We start from the raw sequence: 20,932 nt of genomic DNA, 5'->3' as shown, positions 1-20,932 counted from the left end.
CGGGGTTTTCCATGACATCAATGCAAGTCGCGCAGGTCGAGGCGGCGCAGCTTCGGCGCTTTCCATGCGGTGATGCCGACCACGCCCAAGGTCACGAAGCCGCCCACCAATACTGCCGGCACCAGTCCCAGCAGGCGCGCCATCACGCCGTCGTAGAACGCACCGAGTTCGTTGGATGAGCTGACGAAGATGCTGTTGATCGAGGAGACACGCCCGCGCATATGGTCGGGCGTCACCAGTTGCATGATGGTGGAACGCATCACCACCGAAACGCCATCGCACATGCCGTAGGCCACCAGCAGCGCGGCGGACAGCCAGATGTTTCGCGACAGCGCGAAGCCGATGGTGCAGATGCCGAAGCAGGCCACCGCGACCAGCAGCACGCGCCCGGCGTGGCGTTGCAGCGGGTGCCGGGTCAGCCACAACGCAACCGCGATCGAGCCGACTGCCGGCGCGGCGCGCAGCATGCCCAGCGCCTCCGGGCCGTGGTGCAGGATGTCCTTGATGAAGGCGGGCAGCATCGACATCGCGCCGCCCAGCAGCACCGAGAACATGTCCAGCGCCATCGCGCCCAGCATGATCTGGTTGCCGGCGACGAAACGCGCGCCCTCGGCGATGCTGGCGAACACCGGGCCGTGCTGCTGTTGCTGGGCCGGTTCAGTGACCGGCATCAGCAGCAGCGCGCTGGCGGCGGCGATGGCGAAGCAGGCGGCAAGGCCATAGGCATAGGGCGTGCCCAGGCTGCCGACCAGCAGCCCGCCCAGCGCCGGCCCCAGCACCAGCCCGGCCTGGAACACCACGCTACCCATGCTGGCCCCGCGTGCGAACTGCGCGCGCGCCAGCACCCGTGCGAACAGCGCGTTATAGACCGGCCCGAGGAAACTGCGCCCGACGCCGCCGATGGCGATGGCAAGGTAGATCGTCCACAGCCCGTGCAGCGGCAGCATGTCGGTGGCGATCAGCACCAGCGCCAGCGCATTGGCGGCAAGCCCCATGCATGCAACCGCGCCCAGCTTGCGGCGGGGCAGGCGATCGACCATGACGCCCGCGAACGGGGCCACGCAGAAGAACGGGATCACCTCGGCAAGGCCGATCAGGCCCAGCGACCACGGATCACGGGTGATCTCATAGACATGCCAGCCCACTGCCACCGCCACGATCTGGTACGAGAACAGCGTGCAGATGCGATACAGCAGCAGCCAGCGGAAGCCGACGCTGCGCAGCGGGGAAGCGCTGGCCTGATTCATCCGGCGGCGCGTTGCGCAGTGTCGCGAATGAAGCCCAGCAGCGAGGCCAGGCCGTTGCTGCGGGTGGGAGAGAGATGCTTCGCCAATCCGATACCCGTGATGTAGTCCGGCTCGGTGGCGAGGATTTCCTGCGCGCTGCGGCCGGAATACACGCGCAGCGCCAGATAGACCAGCCCGGACACGATGGCCGAATCACTGGCGGCGGCGAAATCCAGCTTCGAAGCATCGCCGGAAGGCACGATCCACACCAGCGACTGGCAGCCCAGCAGGCGGTGCTGCTCGGTTTTCCATTCGTCCGGGAACGGCGGCAGCTTGCGGCCCAGGTCGATCAGATATTGATAGCGCTCCGACCAGTCGCCGAAGAAAGCGAACTCATCGGCAATCGCGGCCTGCGCTTCGGCGGCAGTGGGTTCGAGGGGGAAGGGGGTGTCGGTCACTGCGGTTCCTGTTTGTGCCCCTCTCCCATCGGGAGAGGGGTTGGGGTGAGGGTGCGGTACGTGCGATGTCGTTGGCTTCGCCGAACCCTCATCCGCCCTTCGGGCACCTTCTCCCGGAGGGAGAAGGGAAAATCACGCACGCTTCCAGCGCACACCCTGCGGCGTGTCCTCCAGCAGGATGCCTTCGGCAGCGAGCTGGTCACGGATCGCATCGGCGCGGGCGAAGTCGCGGTTCTTCTTCGCCGCCGCGCGCTCGTCCACCAGCGACTGGATGCGGGCATCGTCATCACCCGATGCCCCGCGTGCAAACCATGCCTGCGGGTCTTGCTGCAGCAGGCCAAGCGCCAATCCTGCGCCTAGCAATTCGCCCTTGAGCCGCGCGCGTTCGCCGGCATCGGTCGCCTTGCGCGCCTCGCCTGCAATGCGGGCGATTTCGGCCAGGGCTGCCGGGGTGTTGAGGTCATCGTCCAGCGCGGCTTCGATGCTGGCGGGGATGACGGCAACGGCCTGCACATCGGCTAGGTCGCGCAGCGTCCCGTACAGCCGATCCAGCGTGCGCACGCTCTGTTCGATCAGCGCATCCGACCATTCCAGCGGCTGCCGGTACTGTGCGCTCAACAGCGCGTAGCGCAGCGCTTCCGGCGGATGCGCCTGCACCAGCTCGTGTACGCGCAGGATGTTGCCCACCGACTTCGCCATCTTGGCACCGCCAAGGTTGAGCATGCCGTTGTGCAGCCACCAGCGCGCGAACGGCGCGCCGCTGTGGGCGCACTCGCTCTGCGCGACTTCGTTTTCGTGGTGCGGGAATTGCAGGTCAACGCCGCCGGCATGGATGTCGATGGTCGCGCCGAGGTGGGCTTCGGCCATCGCCGAGCATTCGATGTGCCAGCCAGGACGGCCACGGCCCCAGGGCGAATCCCAACCGGGCAGATCATCGGTGGAAGGCTTCCACAGCACGAAGTCGCCGGGGTCGCGCTTGTACGGGGCGACTTCCACGCGCGCGCCGGCCAGCATTTCCTCGGTGTCGCGGCGCGAGAGCTTGCCGTAGCCGTCGAAGCTGCCCACCGCGAACAGCACATGGCCTTCGGCCGCGTAGGCGTGGCCGCTTTCGATCAGCCGCTGGATCATCGCGATCATCTGCGGCATGTGCGCCGTGGCGGCGGGTTCGATGTCGGGTGCGAACGCGCCATCCACGCCCAGCGCGGCCATGTCCTCGCGGTAGGCGGCGGCGTATTTGTCGGTGATGGTGGAGATGGGCGTGCCCAGTTCTTTCGCCGCCGCGTTGATCTTGTCGTCCACGTCGGTGATGTTGCGGGCATAGCGCAGGCTGCCGAAGCGGCGGCGCAGCAGGGCGGCCAGCACGCCGAACACCACCGGCCCGCGCGCGTTGCCGATGTGGACGTAGTTGTAAACCGTGGGGCCGCAGACGTACATCGTCGGGCAGGCGGGATCGAGCGGCGCGAACGGTTCGACCCGGCGCGTCAGGGTGTTGTAGAGGGAAAGTTTGTTTAAAGACGAGCTCATGGCATTGGGTGCGTTGGACACGCCATTGTAGCGGCCCGGCAGGCCACGACAGCGGCGATTCATCCGCGCATGGATACCCGCCGATAGACTGCGCCCATGCCTGCGTCGCCAACCTTCCCGCTGCTGTGCCTGCCCCTGCTGCTGGGGCTGGCCGGGTCGCTGCATGCGCAGGAATCGCCGCGCGAGGTGGTGTTGCCGGCGGAGAACGTGCGCTACGACTACGCGCAGGTGCTGACGGTGCGCCCCATCCACCAGGTGCTGACCACCACCAATACCGAGCGCGTCTGCGACGAGCGCGAGGGCGGCAAGGGTTCGACCCTGTCGCGGATGGCCGGTGCGGTGAAGGACAAGCTGACCGGCGACGACACGACTGCCGAAGAGCGTTCCAATGGCCTGCGCAACTGCCGCACCGAGCAGGTGGCCCGCAGGCATCAGCGGGTGATCGCCTACGACGTGGATTACATCTACCGGGGCAACAAGTTCCGCACCCGCATGGCGGAAGACCCCGGCAACCGCCTGCGCATCCGCATTTCCATCACCCCGCAGCCGCACGATTGAGCAGGCGCGTGGATCGGCGCTTGCATGCTGCGTCGCGACATGTCAGCATCCGCGCCTTCGATGCACGCATATCTCGCCACGCGCCACGCTGACTCCGCCCGGATGGCCTCCGGCATGACGTCGCGCGCGCGCCGACCGGATACCTCACAGCCTGCTGGGTAACCCGGATCGCACCACGTTGCACGTTCCAAACATCCGAAACCCAGCCCAGCGGCTGGGTTTTTGCGTATCCGGCCTCCCGAAAATCCCACACTTCCGAGCCAAGCTACCAATGAAGCACTTTTTGAATACCCAGGACTGGAGCCGCACCGATCTTGACGCATTGCTGACGCAAGCGGCCGCGTTCAAGCGCGAGAAGCTGGGCGATGCGCTGAAAGGCAGGTCGATTGCGCTGGTGTTCTTCAACCCGTCGATGCGCACCCGCACCAGCTTCGAGCTGGGTGCGTTCCAGCTGGGTGGCCATGCCATCGTGCTGCAGCCGGGCAAGGACGCATGGCCGATCGAGTTCGACCTCGGCACGGTGATGGACGGCGATACCGAGGAACACATCGCCGAAGTCGCGCGCGTGCTGGGCCGCTACGTTGACCTGATTGGCGTGCGCGCCTTCCCGAAGTTCATCGACTGGCAGTACGACCGTCAGGACATCGTGCTGAAGGCGTTCGCGAAGTATTCGCCGGTGCCGGTCATCAACATGGAAACCATCACTCATCCCTGTCAGGAACTGGCGCATGCGCTGGCCCTGCAGGAACACTTCGGCACCAGTGACCTGCGCGGCAAGAAGTACGTGCTGACGTGGACGTATCACCCGAAACCGCTCAACACCGCCGTCGCCAACTCGGCGCTGACGATTGCCACGCGGATGGGCATGGACGTGACCCTGCTGTGCCCGACCGAGCAGTACGTGCTGGACGAGCGTTACATCGGCTGGGCGCAGGCCAACGTGGCCGAGAGCGGCGGCTCGTTTTCAATCAGTCATGACATCGAAAGCGCCTACGCCGGTGCCGACGTGGTGTATGCCAAGAGCTGGGGCGCGCTGCCGTACTTCGGCAACTGGGGCCCGGAAAAACCCATCCGCGAGCAGTTCAAGCATTTCATGGTCGATGACGCCAAGATGGCGCTGACCAACAATGGCGTGTTCAGTCACTGCCTGCCGCTGCGCCGCAACGTGAAAGCCACCGATAGCGTGATGGATTCGCCGCGCTGCATCGCCATCGACGAGGCCGAAAACCGCCTGCACGTGCAGAAGGCGATCATGGCCGCGCTGGTTTCCCAATGACTTCCATCGACATCCCCCACATGACCACTTCCAACGACTCCCGCGACATCGTCCTTGCCTTTTCCGGTGGCCTCGACACCAGTTTCTGCGTGCCCTATCTGAAGGAGCAGGGTTGGAACGTGCATACCGTGTTCGCCGATACCGGCGGCGTGGATGCGGAGGAGCGCGCCTTCATCGAGCAGCGCGCCGCTGAACTTGGCGTTGCCAGCCACGTCACCGTCGATGGTGGGCCGGCGATCTGGGGCGGCTTCGTCAAGCCCTTCGTGTGGGCGGGCGAGGGTTACCAGGGCCAGTATCCGCTGCTGGTCAGTGACCGCTACCTGATCGTCGATGCCGCGCTGGCGCGTGCGAAGGACCTGGGCACCAATGCGATTGCGCACGGCTGCACCGGCATGGGCAACGACCAGGTGCGCTTTGACCTTGCGGTCAAGGCCAGCGGCGACTACCGCATCGTCGCGCCGATCCGCGAAATCCAGAAAACACACACCCAGACCCGCGCCTACGAGCAGGCCTATCTGGAAGAACGCGGCTTTGGCGTGCGCGCCAAGCAGAAGGCCTACACCATCAATGAAAACCTGCTGGGCGTGACCATGTCCGGCGGCGAGATCGATGCGTGGGAAGCACCGGGCGAAGGTGCGCGCGGCTGGTGCGCGCGCCGCGAGCAGTGGCCGGCGGAAGCGCTGGAAGTGACCCTGCGCTTCGTCGAAGGCGAGGCGGTGGAACTGGACGGCGTTGCACTGCCGGGCGAGAAGATCCTCGCCAAGCTCAATACCATGTTCGCGCAGTACGGCGTGGGGCGCGGCATGTACACCGGCGACACCACCATCGGCCTGAAGGGACGGATCGTCTATGAAGCGCCGGGCCTGACCGCGCTGCTGGTCGCGCATCGTGCGCTGGAAGAAGCGGTGCTGTCCAAGCAGCAGAACCGCTTCAAGCCGGAGGTCGCGCGCAAGTGGGTAGAACTGGTCTATGAAGGCTTCTACCACGACCCGCTGAAGGCCGATCTGGAAGCCTTCCTCGCCGCGTCGCAGCGCACCGTCAATGGCGAGGTGGTGCTGCGCACCAATGGCGGGCGCGTGGATGCGGTGGCGATCCGTTCGCCGCATATCCTCAACAGCAAGGGCGCGACCTATGCGCAGAGCGCGGACTGGGGCGTGGAGGAAGCCGAGGGCTTCATCAAGCTGTTCGGGATGAGCAGCACGTTGTGGGCCGAGGTCAATCGGTCATGATGTTTTCCTTCTCCCTTCGGGAGAAGGTGGCGCGAAGCGCCGGATGAGGGTTCGGGCTGGCCCCATCCACTCGCTTCGCACGAACCCTCACCCCAACCCCTCTCCCGTCGGGAGAGGGGCTTGAAAGCCGACCATGCTCACAGACGTTCTCCACCACCTCGAAAAACTGGTGTCCTTCGACACCCGCAACCCGCCGCGTGCGATCACCACCGGCGGCATCTTCGACTACATCCGTGCGCAACTGCCGGGCTTCCACGTCGAGGTCACCGACCACGGTGCCGGCGCGGTGTCGCTGCATGCCGTGCGCGGCGGTCCGACGCGGCTGTTCAACGTGCATCTGGACACCGTGCCGTCCTCGCCGCACTGGAGCGCCGATCCGCACGTGCTGCGGGTGACGGACGACCGCGCCATCGGCCTGGGTGCCTGCGACATCAAGGGCGCGGCGGCAGGCTTGATCGCAGCGGCCAACGTGACGGCCGGCGACGCGGCTTTCCTGTTCACTTCGGACGAGGAAGCCAACGACCCGCGCTGCATCGACGCCTTCCTTGCCCGCGACCACGGCTTCCGCGATGTGATCGTGGCGGAGCCGACCAACTGCGAGGCAGTGCTGGCGCATCGCGGCATCAGCGCGGTGCGCATGCAGTTTCGCGGCAAGGCCGGGCATGCCTCGGGCGAAGGTGCGGTCGATGCCAGTGCGCTGCACCACGCGGTGCGCTGGGGTGGCCGCGCGCTGGAGTTCATCGGCATGGAGTCGCATCGCCGCTTCGGCGGACTGACCGGCCTGCGCTTCAACATCGGTCGCATCGAAGGCGGCATCAAGGCCAATGTGATCGCGCCGGAAGCCGAGGTGCGTTTCGGTTTCCGTCCGCTGCCATCGCATGATGTCAATCAGCTGCATGCCGCCTTCAAGGGGTTTGCCGCGCCGGATGCGCTCGAAGCCTACGAGGAAACCTTCCGTGGCCCGTCGCTGCCTGCCGGTGACACCGCCACGGCGGAAGAACGCCGGCTTGCCGCGCGCGACATCGCCGACGAACTGCATCTGCCGATCGGCAATGCCGTCGATTTCTGGACCGAAGCCTCGCTGTTCTCGCAGGCCGGCTTGACGGCATTCGTCTATGGGCCGGGCGACATCGCACAGGCGCATACCGCCGACGAGTTCGTGATGCTGGAGCAACTCCAGCGCTACGCCGAATCCATCACCCGAATCCTTGGAAATCAAACATCGTGAGCCCCATGCTGAACCCGCAGGCCATCCACGACCCGCAAACCCGGCAGACCATCGTGCGCCTGCTGTCCAGCATGGGCAGTGCGAAGGAGATCGACCAGTACCTCAAGCGCTTCTCGCAGCTCGACGCAGCGCGCTTCGCCGTGGTCAAGGTCGGCGGTGCGGTGCTGCGCGATGACCTCGATGCGCTGGTGTCCTCGCTTGCGTTCCTGCAGGACGTGGGGCTGACGCCCATCGTCATCCACGGCGCAGGCCCGCAGCTGGATACGGAACTGTCCGCCGCCGGCATCATCAAGCAGACCATCGACGGCCTGCGGGTGACATCGCCGGAGGCACTTGCCATCGTGCGCCGCGTGTTCCACGCGCAGAACCTGAAGCTGGTGGAAGCGCTGCAAGCTGCGGATGCGCGCGCGACCAGCATCGTCTCAGGCGTGTTCGAAGCCGATTACCTTGACCGCGAGCGTTATGGCCTGGTCGGTGAAGTGAAGCGCGTTGACCTGGCACCGATCCAGGCCAGCCTGCAGGCCGGTTCCATCCCGGTCATCGCATCGCTGGGTGAAACCGTGGGCGGGCAGATCCTCAACGTCAATGCGGATTTCGCCGCCAATGAACTGGTGCAGGTGCTGCAGCCGTACAAGATCGTGTTCCTGACCGGCACCGGCGGCCTGCTGGATGCCGGCGGCAAGGTGATCGACTCGATCAACCTGTCCACCGAATACGACCACCTGATGCAGCAGCCGTGGATCGAAGGCGGCATGCGGGTCAAGATCGAGCAGATCAAGGACCTGCTGGATGGCCTGCCGCTGGCGTCGTCGGTGTCGATCACCAAACCGTCGGAGCTTGCCAAGGAACTGTTCACCCACAAGGGTTCGGGCACGCTGGTGCGGCGCGGCGAGCGCGTGCTGCAGGCCGGCGAGTGGAGCGCATTCGACCTGCCGCGCCTGCGCGCGCTGATCGAATCCGCATTCGGGCGCAAGCTGCTGCCGGATTATTTCGACACCACCAAATTGCATCGCGCCTACGTCAGCGAAAACTACCGCGCCGCGGTGATCCTGACGCAGGAAGATGCGGGTGTGTATCTGGACAAGTTCGCGGTGCTGGACGAGGCGCAGGGCGAAGGCCTCGGGCGCGCGGTCTGGCAGGTGATGCGCGAGCAGAACAAGGCGCTGTTCTGGCGTTCGCGCCACGGCAATCTTGCCAATATTTTCTACTACGCCGAATCCGACGGCTGCATCAAGCAGGAGAAGTGGAAGGTGTTCTGGTATGGCGATGCCGATTTCGCGCGCATCGAGCGCTATGTGCAGCTGTGCGCGCAGCGCCCGGCCACGCTGGAGGAGCCATGATGCGCGTAGATGCGGAGCTTGCTCCGCATACGACAAATCCGCATGCGACAAAAACGTGCCGGGCAAGCCCGGCACCTACGGAGAGCGGCATGGCTGATGGAATCCATCGAATCGGTTTGGTCGGCGCGCGCGGGCATACCGGCGCGGAACTGATCCGCCTGATCGCGGCGCATCCGCGCTTCGAACTGGCGTTCGTGACCTCGCGTGAACTCGACGGGCAGCGCGTGTCCGAGCACAACGATGCCGACGTGGGCGAGTTGCGTTACTGCAATCCCCCGGTGGCGGAACTGCCGGCATTTTGCGCGGATGCGGTGGTGCTGGCGCTGCCCAACGGCATGGCCGGCGGCATCGTGCAGGCGTTCGACGATGCAGGTGCCGATCCGGTCATCGTCGATTTGTCTGCCGATTACCGCTTCGATCCTTCGTGGTACTACGGCCTGCCGGAACTGACCCGCGCGCGCTACGCCGGCCAGCGCCGGATCAGCAACCCCGGCTGCTATGCCACCGCGATGCAGCTTGCCATCGCGCCGATGTTGAACGTGCTGGACGGGCCGGTGCAGTGCTTCGGCGTGAGCGGCTATTCCGGTGCCGGCACCACGCCCAGCGACAAGAACAATGTCGATCTGCTGCGCGACAACCTGATGCCGTATGCGCTGACCGGCCACATGCACGAGCGCGAGGTGTCGCGCCAGCTCGGCCATCCGGTGGAGTTCATGCCGCATGTCGCGCCGCATTTTCGCGGCCTGACCATTACCGCCAACCTGCACCTGTCCGTCGCCTTCGATATCGAGGAAGTGCGGGCGCGATATCACGGCCGGTATGCGACCGAGCCGCTGGTACGCGTGCAGGACGACGCGCCGTGGGTCAGCCGCATCGCCGGCAGGCATCACGTCGAGATCGGCGGTTTCAGCCTGAGCGGCGATGGCAAGCGGCTGGTGGTGGTCGCCACCGAGGACAATCTGCTCAAGGGCGCGGCCACGCAGGCCATGCAGAATCTCGACATGGCGTTTGGTTTGGACGAGTTCGCCGGTATTCCGTTGTAGTTTCGAGCCCCTCTCCCGCCGGGAGAGGGGTTGGGGTGAGGGTTCGGTACGTGCGATGTCGCCGGCTTCGCCGAACCCTCATCCGCCCTTCGGGCACCTTCTCCCGGAGGGAGAAGGAAAATCAAATATTGGAGGCGTTGGATGTCTGACTTGCTGTGGCAAAAACCCGGCGTTGCCGTTGATGCGCAGATTCAGGCGTTTCTGGCAGGCGATGACGTGCTGCTGGATCGCGAGTTCTTCCTGCACGACATCGCCGCAAGCCGCGCGCATGCGGAAGGTTTGCAGAGCATCGGCATCCTCACCGCCGATGAACTGGATGGCCTGAAGCGCGAGCTGGCGATATTGGCCGATGATTTTCGCAGCGGTGCCTTCATCCTCGACGAACGCTTCGAGGACGGCCACTCCGCCATCGAAGCACGCCTGACGCAGCGGTTAGGCGATGCCGGCAGGAAAATCCACACCGGGCGCAGCCGCAACGACCAGATTCTTGTCGCCACGCGACTGTGGCTGAAGGAAAAACTGGCGCGTGTTGCCACACTCTCGCGCGAAATCGCGAAGGTCGCGCTGGACCGCGCGCAGGCGGAAAAGGATTTGCCTGTTCCCGGCTATACCCATATCCAGCGCGCCGTCGTTTCATCGGCGGGCATGTGGTGGGCCGGCTGGGCGGAAGCCTTCATCGATGATGCGACCCGCGCCGCCGACACGCTGCAACTGGTCGATGCCAATCCGCTCGGCACCGCCGCTGGCTATGGCGTGAACCTGCAACTTGATCGTGAACACACCACGCAGGCGCTGGGCTTTGCGCGCATGCAGGTCTCGCCGATCTATGCGCAGCTTTCGCGCGGCAAGTTCGAGCTGGCAGCGCTGGAAGCCCTCGGCAGCGCAACGCTGGACCTGCGCCGCATCGCATGGGACTTGTCGCTGTTCACCAGCGCCGAGTTCGGTTTCGTCGCGCTGCCGGCGCAGTACACCACTGGCAGTTCGATCATGCCGAACAAGCGCAACCCCGACGTGATCGAACTGATGCGCGCCACCCACGCCAGCGTGGCCGCTGCGCGCACCGAGATCGAACAACTGCTGTCGCTGCCCTCGGGCTACCACCGTGACCTGCAGGCATCGAAGGGCGCGATCTTCCACGGCTTCGGTCGCGGCCTTGCCGCGCTGGAACTGCTGCCGGCGCTGCTGGCAAATCTTGAATGGCGCGAGGACAAGCTGCGCGCGGCCATCGATTCGGGCATGTACGCCACCGACGTTGCGGTGGAAGCCGCGATTGCCGGCGTGCCGTTCCGCGAGGCCTACAAGGCTGCCGCCGCATCCGCCGACAGCGCGGGGCAGGGCCGCACGCCGGAAGGCTCGCTGGCCGCGCGCACCTCGCCCGGTGCGGCTGCCGATCTTCGGCTGGATGCACTGCGCGCGCGCTGGGACGCGCTGGGCTGAACCATGCACACCTTCGCGCCACAGCCCCTGCCCAACTGGAAGCGCGCCGTCCTGAAAGTCGGCAGCAGCCTTTTGGCCGGCAATGGCGGGCTGGATGCCGAACATGCGCGCAGCCTTGCTGCGTTCATCACGGCATCACGCGCGCAGGGCCGTGAGATGGTGCTGGTGTCTTCCGGTGCGGTCGCTGCCGGGCGCGGGCGCATCGGGGCCGCTGGCAATGGCATCGTCCAGCGGCAGGCGCTGGCCGCGCTGGGGCAGGCTTCGCTGATGGGCTTCTGGCAGGCGCTGTTCGAGATGCCGGTGGCACAGGTGCTGCTGACACATGACGACCTGCGCAACCGCCGCCGCTACCTCAACGCGCGCACGGCATTGCAGGAACTGCTGCGCCTCGGCGCGCTGCCGGTGGTCAACGAGAACGACACCGTCGCCGTCGATGAACTCAAGCTGGGCGACAACGACAATCTTGCGGCGGCAGTGGCGTCATTGGCCGAAGCCGATCTGCTGCTGATCGCCACCGACATCGCCGGCCTGTACAGCGGCCATCCCGCGCGCGATCCCGATGCGCGCCCGGTTCAGCGCATCGACGCGGTGACGCCCGCGATCTTGGCAATGGCGGGTGAGGCCGGCGCGCTCGGCACCGGCGGCATGCGCACCAAGCTGGAGGCGGCGTCCAAGGCGTCGGCTGCCGGCATCGCCACCGCGCTGTTCTGCGGGCGCGATGCGGCAACCGTGCAGGCGCTGGGGCAGGGCACGCTGCACGGCAGTTTCATTGCCGCACACGGCAGCCGCATCAGCGCGCGCAAGCAGTGGCTGCGGCATGCGCCGGTTGCGGGCGTGCTGCAGATCGACGATGGCGCGAAGGCGGCGCTGTTGCGTGGCGCATCGCTGCTGCCGGGCGGCGTGCGCGGCGTGCAGGGCGATTTCAGGCGTGGCGACGTGATCGACGTACACGATGCGGCCGGCACCTCGCTGGCGCGCGGGCAGGCGCAGTACAACGCGGTGGAAAGCGCACGCATCGCCGGGCGTCACAGCCGCGACATCGAAGCCGTGCTCGGCTTCCGCTATGACGAAGCGATGATCCATCGCGATGATCTTGTGTTGCTTCAACAGGAATCGATGACATGACGGGTTACGTGCGCGAACTGGCACAGGCAGCGCGTGCGGCGCAGGCGGCGATTGCAGCTTCGGACGCTGCAACGCGGCGCGCGTTGCTGGACGCCATGGCCGATCAGTTGCTGGCCGGGCAGGGCGCGATCATCGAAGCCAATGCGCAGGACATGGCGAAGGCCGCTGCGAACGGCGCGAGCAAGGCCACGCTGGATCGCCTGCTGCTGGATGCCGCGCGCGTACGTGGCATGGCCGATGCCCTGCGCGAAGTTGCCGCGCAAGCCGATCCGCTGGGCGAAGTGACCCGCAGCGAAACCCGCCCGAATGGCATCCTCGTTGAGCGCCAGCGCATCCCGCTGGGGCTGGTGGCGATGATCTTCGAGGCGCGTCCGAACGTGACCGCCGAAGCCGCCGCGCTGTGCCTGAAGGCCGGCAATGCAGTGCTGCTGCGCGGTGGTTCCGAGGCCGCAGCCAGCAATGCCGCCATCGCCGCCTGCCTGCACGCGGCGCTGCGCGAGGCCGGCTTGCCACAGGCAGCGGTGTCACTGGTTGCCGACACTGCCCGTGAACATGTGCTGGAACTGCTGCAACTCACCGACCTGATTGACCTCGCCATCCCGCGCGGCGGCGAAAGCCTGATCCGCTTCGTCGCCGAACACGCCCGCGTGCCGGTCATCAAGCACTACAAGGGCGTCTGCCATCTGTACGTGGATCGCGCGGCCGACATCGACAAGGCACTCGCGCTGCTGATCGATGGCAAGGCCTCGCGCCCGGGCGTGTGCAATGCGCTGGAGACCCTGCTGGTGCATCGCGATATTGCGCCCGCCTTCCTGCCGCGTGCGCTGGACGCATTGAAGGCGCGTGGCGTGGAAGTGCGTGGCGATGAAGAAACCCGCGCCTTCGATCCGTCCATCGCACTGGCGTCTGATGACGACTACGCCGCCGAATTCCTCGACCTCATCATCGCGGTGAAGGTGGTCGATAACCTGCCGGCGGCGCTGGCCCATATCGCCCGCCATGGCTCCGACCATACCGAAGTCATCGTCACCAACGATCCCGCCGCTGCCGAAGCCTTCGTGAGCGGCACCCGCAGTTCGGCGGTGATGGTCAACGCCTCCTCGCGCTTCAACGACGGCGGGCAACTGGGGCTGGGCGCGGAAATCGGCATCTCCACCACCCGCCTGCATGCCTATGGGCCGATGGGCGTGGAGGCGCTGACCATCGAGCGCTTCGTGGTGCGCGGGCAGGGGCAGGTGAGGCATCCGGTCTGATGCCCGCTTTGACGCAGGTTTCCCCTGTCTGAATTCGCCTGTTGAACGGTACACACGAAAAAGCCTGGCCAGACCGGACAGGCTTTCATAAGCAATTCGCACTATGCCTTCCCGCGAATAGGCCGGGTGTTGGAGGCTTCCTAGACTTCCGAATGTCGCGCAGGCCCCGCCTGCGTTCCGTCACGTCGGGAGCCTCGCAATGCCTCGTGCCGCGTTATCCGCCGCCAGCCTTGCAGCCTTGCTGCTTGGGGTTTCGCTGGCCAGCAGCCCAGTCCGCGCCGGGTGCGCGCCCGAAGCCGGCCCTGCGCCGGCACCTGTCATGCAGGATCCTCCCGCGCAGGCACAGCCTGCGCCTGCCGATGCCACCAAGATGTCGGACGATGCCGCCAGTGAAGCGCGTCAGGCATTGGACGCGCTGGGCAGGATGGACGATGCCGACACCGCGCTGTCGATGGCTGCCGAAGGCGCAGCCCTGTACGAGCGCGAGACGGTCAAGCTGGGCGGCTACGAATATTGCAGCCAGGCGGTGGAGCTGGCCGAGCAGGGCGAGTTCCGCGAGAGCGCGCGCGCCGCCAGCAAGGCGCTGCACATCGCCTTGCAGACCGGCAATACCGACTTGCTGGGCAAGGCCTATCGCGACCTCGCCATCGCTTTCAGCTATGCGGGGCGGCTGGAACGCGCCGAGCAGTTCGCCAATCTTGCGCTGAAGTACCCCGGCCAGAACCCGCAGCAGGTGAATGGGCCTGCGCTGAAAATCATTGGTGATGTGCGCACGCGCCAGCAGCGCTATGACGAAGCCATCGCCAGCTATGACCAGGCCCGCGAGCAAAGCTCCGACCGCTTCCGCCCGCTGGTGGATGCGTCGCTTGCGAACACCTTGATCCTGTCCGGCGATCTTGCGCGCGCGCGCAGCACGCTGGATGCACTGCCGCCACCCGCCGATGACACCCAGAAGGCGCAGCTGCAGCGCACCCGTGGACGTCTGCTGCTGGCCGAGAACAAGCCGGAGGAAGCGCTGGCCTTGTACGAGCAGCTTGCCAACACGCAGGTTTCTGGCGACGAAGGGTTCTATCGCGCGTGGGCGCTGGACGGCATGTCCAAGAGTCAGGCTGCGTTGGGCAACGAGGCGCAGGCCGTGCAGACGCTGGATCAGGCGCTGGCGGTATTCGAACAGGCGCGTTCGAAGTTCCGCAGCGACGAATTCAAGATGGGCCTGTTCTCCGACCTGCAGAACGTGTTCGAGCGCGCCATCGGCATGCACAGCAAGCTGGGGCAGGCCGACCGTGCCTTCGATATCAGCGAACGCAGCCGCGCACGCGCATTGCTGGATGCCGTGGCCGGGCGCGCCAAGCTGAAAGAAGGCGAGGCGGCGGCGCTGGATGCGGCCACATTGCAGAAGCTGCTGCGCGCCGACGAAGTGGTGGTGGCGTACCACGTACTGCCGGATCGGCTGATGGCGTGGGTGCTGACGAACGCAGGCGTGCGTGAGGTGAAGTTCCCGGTGACGCTGTCGCGCAATGATCTGGCGCGGCTGGTCGATGCCTATCGCGACGCGCTTATCAAGCTCAATCCGAATGCGTCCGCCGTGGGCGACAAGATCGGCCAGTTGCTGCTGGCACCACTGGACGTGCCGGCGGGCAAGCGCATCGTGCTGGTGCCGCACGGGCCGCTGCATTACCTGCCGTTCCAGGCGCTGCGGGTGGACGGCCAATACCTGATCGAGCGAAACCCGCTTTCCATCGCACCTTCGATCAGCATCGCCGCGCGCCTGGCCGAGCGCACGCCGCGCGTTGCGCCGCAACTGGTGGCCTTCGGCAACCCGAGCATCGACCCCAACGTGGCCGATCCGCTGCCGGGTGCGGAGCGCGAGGTGCATGCGCTGTCCAGGCAGTTCCCCGGTGCCAAGCTGTTCTTCAAGGAAGATGCCAGCAAGAGCAATTTCGCGGCCAGCGCGCCCGGCGCACGGCTGCTGCACGTGGCAGCGCACGCAATGGCCGATACCCTCGATCCGCTGCATTCCAAGGTGCTGCTGGCCGACGTGAACGGCCAGCCCAATTATCTGGAAGCGCGCGACGTGATGGACATGAACCTGCAAGGCACCGCGCTGATCGCGCTGTCGGCCTGCGAATCCGGCCTTGGGCGGGTGGAAAACGGCGACGAAGTGCTGGGCTTCCCGCGCTCGTTCCTGTCCGCCGGCACATCGACCCTGCTGGTGTCGCTGTGGCCGGTGTCGGATGCAGCGACCGAAAAGCTGATGACCACGCTGTACGACGACCTTGCCAAGGGCGCGACCGTGCAGGACGCGATGCGTGATGCGCAGCGCGCCGTCATGGCCGATCCGGAGACGGCGCATCCGTTCTTCTGGGCGCCGTTCAACCTGATCGGCAACTGGCGCTTGCAGGTGGGCAAGTGAACGCCATGGCGAACAAGCACGGGGCAACGATGATGGATATGCGGATGAAGCAGCGCGGGCCGCTACCGATGAAACTGCTGGCGGCATCGCTGCTGGCCTGCATGCCTTGCGCATGGGCGGACGAAGCGATTAACGCCACGCCTGCCGATCCACAGGAGGCACTGCCAGCACAGGGCGCACCGCAACAGGCACAGGCCTTGCCGGAGCCGCAGATGGCGGGGCAGGCCAGCTTCGTGTTGCAAGCCGTCGAGTTCGTGGGCGTGACCGGCGTGCCGGAGAGTGAATTGCAGGCGGCGGTGGCCAGCAAGATCGGCCAGAACGTGACCTTCCCCGATCTGGAGCAATTGGCTGCGCGTGCCACCGAGGTCTATCAGCGCCACGGCTATGCGCTGGTGCAGGTGTTCGTACCGGTGCAGGAAGTGGTGGATGGTCGCGTGAAGCTGCAGGTCAGCGAAGGCATGCTCGGCAACGTCAGCATCCAGATCGCAGAAGGCGCGCCGGTCAGCGAGCAGCGCGTGGCGAAGACGCTGTCGATTCTGGAACCGGGCAAGCCACTCAACGGGCGCGATTACGAACGCGCGATGCTGCTGCTGTCCGACCTGCCGGGCATCCGGCCGCAGTCGGCGATTTCGGCGGGCGGCGCGGCGGGCGTCACCGATCTCACCGTGCAGGTCGGCGAGCGTGACCGCCTGCGCTTCGCGCTGGAGCTGGACAACTTCGGCACCCGTGATTCCGGCCGTCACCGGCTGACCGGCAGCATGCGCTGGGCCAGCCCGACCGGGCGCGGCGACAATCTGGACGTACGGATCATGGCCGCGCAGGGCATGCATACCGCCTTCGGGCGGCTGTCCTACGAAACACCGGTGGGCTACACCGGCCTGCGCATCGGCGGCGGTGTGGCGCGCGTGCAATACGAACTCGGTGGCCCGTTCGCACCGCTGGAACCCACCGGCGTGGGCAACGTGGCCGACCTGTCCTTCAGCTACCCGCTGATCCGCCAGCGCAGCAGCAACCTGTTCCTGCGCGGCGTGGTGGATCGCAAGTCGCTGACCGACCGCTTCGAGGCAGTGGGCTTCGAAACGCGCAAGCGGATCGAAGGCGTGGGCATCGGCTTCTCGTTCGAGAAGCGCGATCGCCTGTGGGGCGGCGGCTACAGCAGCCTCAACGGCCAGTTCTATCGGGGCCGGGTGGATCTGCGCGACGCGATGGGCGAAGCATTCGACCGCCCGCCGTTTGGATACGGCACCGAGGGCAACTTCGCCAAACTCACCCTGCAAGGTGCCCGCCTGCAATATCTCGCACCGCAGGTCAGCCTGTTCGTGTCCGCCGGCATGCAGCGTGCGAACGGCAACCTCGACACCTACGAAAAACTCTCGCTGGGTGGGCCGAAGGCGGTGCGTGCCTATGCCACCGGCGAAGTGCTGGTGGACGACGGCTGGCTGGGCACGGTGGAACTGCGCTACGCGCCGCGTCCGGAGCTGACCCTTTTCGCATTTCTCGATGCCGCACGCGGCGACCAGTTCCATGACCCAAGGCCGTTCGATGGCGACCTCTCGCGCAGCCTGCGCGGGCATGGCGTGGGCCTGAACTGGAGCAAGCCCGGCAAGGTCAGCATCAACCTGAGCGTGGCATGGCGCGGCACCGGGCCGGGGCTGGCCGACGGCGGCGACCGCAATCCGCGCGTGTACTGGTCGATCCAGAAAGCATTCTGAGGAGCATGGCGATGGGCATCAAGAACACAACCCGCAAGCAGGTTCGCACTCTGCGCCGCCGCCGGCTGGTGCTGGCATTGACGGGCGTGATGGCATTGCCGGTTGCGCCAGTCGTGATGGCGCAGGACCCAGGCTGCAATACATGCCTGCCGCGGTATGGCCAGGTCGTTTACGGCGAGGCAAGTTCCAACTACAGCAGTGGCGGCGTGATCCGCCCTGGCATGGACAACGATAGCGCCACGATGACGATCACCCAGACCACGCGCGGTGCGATCATCGACTGGGGTTCGTTCAACATCTATTCCGGCTACACAGTGCGTTTCGACATGACGGTCGCGGGTGGCGTCGTCCTGAACCGCGTGGTGGGGTTGCCGATGGGCGTGGGTGGATGTACCACCACGGGTGGTTGCGCGGCGACGAGATCGAACATCGAAGGCCTGCTTTCCTCGAATGGCAGCGTCTTCCTTATCAACCCGGCGGGCATCACCTTTTCCCAAGGGGCGCAGGTCAACGTCGGGAGCATTGTTGCGTCCACGCTGGACATGTCGAATGCGGATTTCGTGGCAGGCCTGACTTCGGGGCAGTACCGATTTGCCACGTCCAGCACTTCTGCCGCCGATATCGAACAAGTTGGCCAGATCACCGCAGCCAACGGCGGCACGGTGGGTCTGATCGCTTCCACGGTGAGGAATGTCGGCAACATCACGGCCGACATGGGCAGCGTGGTATTCGGTTCCGGGCAGAACGTCACCCTGGACTTTTACGGTGATGGCCTGACCCAGATCACGGTCAGTGGTGCAGGCCTGAACAATACGTCCACTCTGCCCTGTGATGAATTTGGCTGTATGTCTCCGCCGGGCACCCTTGTCAATTCGGGAGACATCCAGGCGGATGGCGGGCAGATATTGATGCGCATGAATGCGACGGTCGGTGGCCTGTTGGGCGGCAGCGTTGGCGGCATCGCCAATTCCGGCACGTTGCGCGCCCGCAGCATCGGGTCGCGCGCGGGGCGCGTCGAATTGACGGCGCAAGATGGCAGCGTCGTGCTGATTGGCATCGGTGACGACCCAAGCGTCGTCGATGTCAGTGGGGGTGCAGATGGCGACGGCGGCACCGTGCTGGTGGAAGCCGAGAACATCGGCTTGTGGAGGCAATCCAGCGCGAACAGTGACGTTGACGCTTCCGGTGCCCGCAATGGCGGCACGGTGACGTTCAACGCCGCGGATACGCTGCTCATCGGCGAAGGCACGTCGATCTATGCCGATGGCGGCATTGGCAATGGCGGCAGCATCCGCATGGATGCCGGAAGCAGCCTGGCGGCATTCGGGAACCTGTCCGCCTATGGCGGTGCCGCCGGCGGCAGCATCTTCACCGGAACCGATGGCGCTTTCGATATCCGCGGGCTGCAAGTTTCTGCCGGTGGCGGCACGGCGGCGGGCACCTGGACGCTGTCGGCACCCTCCCTGACCGTGGTCAACGGGGTTGACACGGGGACTGTGGAAGAAGATCCCGTGCTGGGCACCAATGTGCAGGATCAGGAAATCAATACCGCCTTCGCCAACGGCACCAATGTGGTGATCGAGTCGGCAAGCAGCGTCTATTTCGACGATGCCCAAATCCTGGCAAGCAATACCCGCCCGTTGTCCTTGATCGTCAATGCGCAAGGTGCAATCGGCGGCGGCAGTTTCCGCATCGAAAGCACCGAAGGCTCGCTGGACATGGCGTTCAACGCCAACCTCTCGGACGATACGAATGGGGGCGTCAACTTCAGCAATGCCACGCTCGCCAGCAACGGCGGCAACATCCTGATGAGCGGGCAGTACCACACCAACACGGATGCCTTCATCGCCGGCGTCAATCTGGATGGGGTCGATATCACCACCAATGGCGGGAATCTGCGGATCGAAGGTGATGCCGCAAACCCCTGGACGATGGAAGGCGGTGAGCAGGCGGGCGTGGTGCTGAACCAGTCCAGCATCGATACCGGTACCGGCAACATCGAGCTCGTGGGCACGGGCGGCGATACTGCGGACGGCATCGTCGCCGTTCGCACCCAGTTCAATACCGATGGCGGTGATTTCTCGATGACCGGCACGGCCAATGGCAGCGGTGATGGCATCCGTTACGACACCGATTATTACGACGGCTTTTCCATCAACACGCAGGGCGGCGGCATCCGCATCATCGGGCGTGGCGGTGGATACGGCGTGAACCTCTTCGGGCCATACAGCCAAATGGACAGCGCTGGCGGCAACATTTTCATCGAGGGCGTCGGTGGCACCGAGGATGGCGTGAACATCAGCGGCATGGGATTGCTGAGTGGCGGTGGCCGGATCGACATGCACGGCGAAAGCGCCAGCGCGCAAGGCTTGGTTTCATATGCCAGCTACACAAACAGTGGCGGCGGTGCAGTCAACATTGCCGGCATTGGTGCAACCGGAGGCGTTTATCTGGATGGAGGTGGCTATAGCCTGGGCGAGGCCGACAGCGGCAGCGGCTTGCTCACCATTGTCGGTACCGCAACCGGTGCGGACGCGGTTGGCGTGTTGCTGCGCAACTTCGACCTGAGTTCAGGCGAGGGCCACATCACGGTCAATGGCGGTTCGCAAGGTGGAACTGGCGTGCGCTTCACGGCAGGCTCCACGGCCACCACCACCAATGGCGGCATTGAATTGAGCGGCGAAGGCGGTAGCGGCGCGGGCGTGGAGCTTGCCGCCAGCACGCAAGTGGATGCCGGCAACAGTCTTGTGGTGTTGCGCGCTGGGAATGATGGCAACAGCGATGCGCTGCGGATTGCAGGCGCGATCCGCAGCGATCTTGGCGTGAACCTGCGCCCGGGCGGCGTGGATGCTGCCGGCAATGCGTATGACCGCACCGGCGATGAAATCCTGCTGGGTGGCAGCGAGGGCTTTGCGCTGGATGGCGCGGAACTGGCACTGATCGAAACGCCGCAACTGGTGATCGGCAGTGTCCAGCATGCCGGCGCGATCCGCGTGCTTGCGGCCACCAGCCGCAACGGCAACATGACCTTGCAGAATGATGGCGGCTCGGCCGGCATCGACCTGCAGGCCGGGCTGGATGTCGGCAGCGGCGGCACGCTGGTGCTGTCC

At 65.7% G+C, this 20,932-nt stretch carries 15 protein-coding genes; 12 read left to right on the top strand and 3 right to left on the bottom strand.

All coding sequences use genetic code 11. The features are described 5' to 3' along the window. Window positions 1–17: 17 nt before the first annotated feature. The 3 genes from QM612_RS00885 to cysS form a co-directional block, all read right to left on the bottom strand. On the bottom strand, window positions 18–1,247 hold the full coding sequence (locus tag QM612_RS00885; protein ID WP_415252010.1) for an MFS transporter: 1,230 nt from the start codon (window positions 1,245–1,247) through the stop codon (window positions 18–20). Continuing rightward, entirely contained in the window at window positions 1,244–1,684 is a 441-nt protein-coding gene (locus QM612_RS00880; protein ID WP_415252009.1) for a SufE family protein, read from the bottom strand. The genes QM612_RS00885 and QM612_RS00880 overlap by 4 nt, the downstream gene beginning before the upstream one ends. Window positions 1,685–1,816: 132 nt before the next feature. Next, the gene (gene cysS / locus QM612_RS00875; protein ID WP_415252018.1) at window positions 1,817–3,208 is read right to left on the bottom strand and encodes a cysteine--tRNA ligase; all 1,392 of its coding nucleotides are present in this window, start codon (window positions 3,206–3,208) and stop codon (window positions 1,817–1,819) included. A gap of 96 nt (window positions 3,209–3,304) precedes the next feature. Here cysS and QM612_RS00870 point away from each other — a divergent pair, with 96 nt between their 5' ends. The 12 genes from QM612_RS00870 to QM612_RS00815 form a co-directional block, all read left to right on the top strand. Further along, a complete protein-coding gene (locus tag QM612_RS00870; RefSeq protein WP_415252008.1) occupies window positions 3,305–3,766 on the top strand; it encodes a hypothetical protein in 462 nt (153 codons plus the stop codon). A 271-nt stretch (window positions 3,767–4,037) separates the two neighbouring features. Then, on the top strand, window positions 4,038–5,042 hold the full coding sequence (locus QM612_RS00865) for an N-acetylornithine carbamoyltransferase (protein ID WP_415252007.1): 1,005 nt from the start codon (window positions 4,038–4,040) through the stop codon (window positions 5,040–5,042). A 20-nt stretch (window positions 5,043–5,062) separates the two neighbouring features. Beyond that, window positions 5,063–6,271 carry an argininosuccinate synthase gene (locus QM612_RS00860; RefSeq protein ID WP_415252006.1) on the top strand — a complete coding sequence of 403 codons (1,209 nt, stop codon included), beginning with the start codon at window positions 5,063–5,065 and terminating at the stop codon, window positions 6,269–6,271. A 133-nt stretch (window positions 6,272–6,404) separates the two neighbouring features. After that, window positions 6,405–7,499 carry an acetylornithine deacetylase gene (locus QM612_RS00855; protein ID WP_415252005.1) on the top strand — a complete coding sequence of 365 codons (1,095 nt, stop codon included), beginning with the start codon at window positions 6,405–6,407 and terminating at the stop codon, window positions 7,497–7,499. 5 nt (window positions 7,500–7,504) lie between these two features. Further along, window positions 7,505–8,839: an acetylglutamate kinase gene (locus QM612_RS00850; RefSeq protein WP_415252017.1), complete on the top strand. Its 1,335-nt coding sequence runs from the start codon at window positions 7,505–7,507 to the stop codon at window positions 8,837–8,839. A gap of 89 nt (window positions 8,840–8,928) precedes the next feature. Next, the gene (gene argC / locus QM612_RS00845) at window positions 8,929–9,882 is read left to right on the top strand and encodes an N-acetyl-gamma-glutamyl-phosphate reductase (RefSeq protein ID WP_415252004.1); all 954 of its coding nucleotides are present in this window, start codon (window positions 8,929–8,931) and stop codon (window positions 9,880–9,882) included. A 141-nt stretch (window positions 9,883–10,023) separates the two neighbouring features. Next, window positions 10,024–11,319: an argininosuccinate lyase gene (argH, locus tag QM612_RS00840; protein ID WP_415252003.1), complete on the top strand. Its 1,296-nt coding sequence runs from the start codon at window positions 10,024–10,026 to the stop codon at window positions 11,317–11,319. Between the two features lie 3 nt (window positions 11,320–11,322). Next, window positions 11,323–12,444: a glutamate 5-kinase gene (gene proB / locus QM612_RS00835; protein ID WP_415252002.1), complete on the top strand. Its 1,122-nt coding sequence runs from the start codon at window positions 11,323–11,325 to the stop codon at window positions 12,442–12,444. Further along, window positions 12,441–13,697, top strand: coding sequence for a glutamate-5-semialdehyde dehydrogenase (locus QM612_RS00830; protein ID WP_415252001.1), 1,257 nt, complete (start codon window positions 12,441–12,443; stop codon window positions 13,695–13,697). Before proB ends, QM612_RS00830 begins: the two co-directional genes overlap by 4 nt. Before the next feature lie 319 nt (window positions 13,698–14,016). After that, on the top strand, window positions 14,017–16,110 hold the full coding sequence (locus QM612_RS00825; protein WP_415252000.1) for a CHAT domain-containing protein: 2,094 nt from the start codon (window positions 14,017–14,019) through the stop codon (window positions 16,108–16,110). Between the two features lie 44 nt (window positions 16,111–16,154). Then, a complete protein-coding gene (locus QM612_RS00820; RefSeq protein ID WP_415251999.1) occupies window positions 16,155–17,822 on the top strand; it encodes a ShlB/FhaC/HecB family hemolysin secretion/activation protein in 1,668 nt (555 codons plus the stop codon). A gap of 11 nt (window positions 17,823–17,833) precedes the next feature. Further along, a partial coding sequence (locus QM612_RS00815; RefSeq protein ID WP_415251998.1) for a beta strand repeat-containing protein occupies window positions 17,834–20,932 on the top strand: 3,099 nt, incomplete at its 3' end.

Source organism: Thermomonas sp., from assembly GCF_047606765.1.
In the GTDB taxonomy this organism is placed as follows: domain Bacteria; phylum Pseudomonadota; class Gammaproteobacteria; order Xanthomonadales; family Xanthomonadaceae; genus Thermomonas.
The sequence above is the reverse complement of the archived record's forward strand: the minus strand, read 5'-3'. Positions and strand labels throughout refer to the sequence as shown.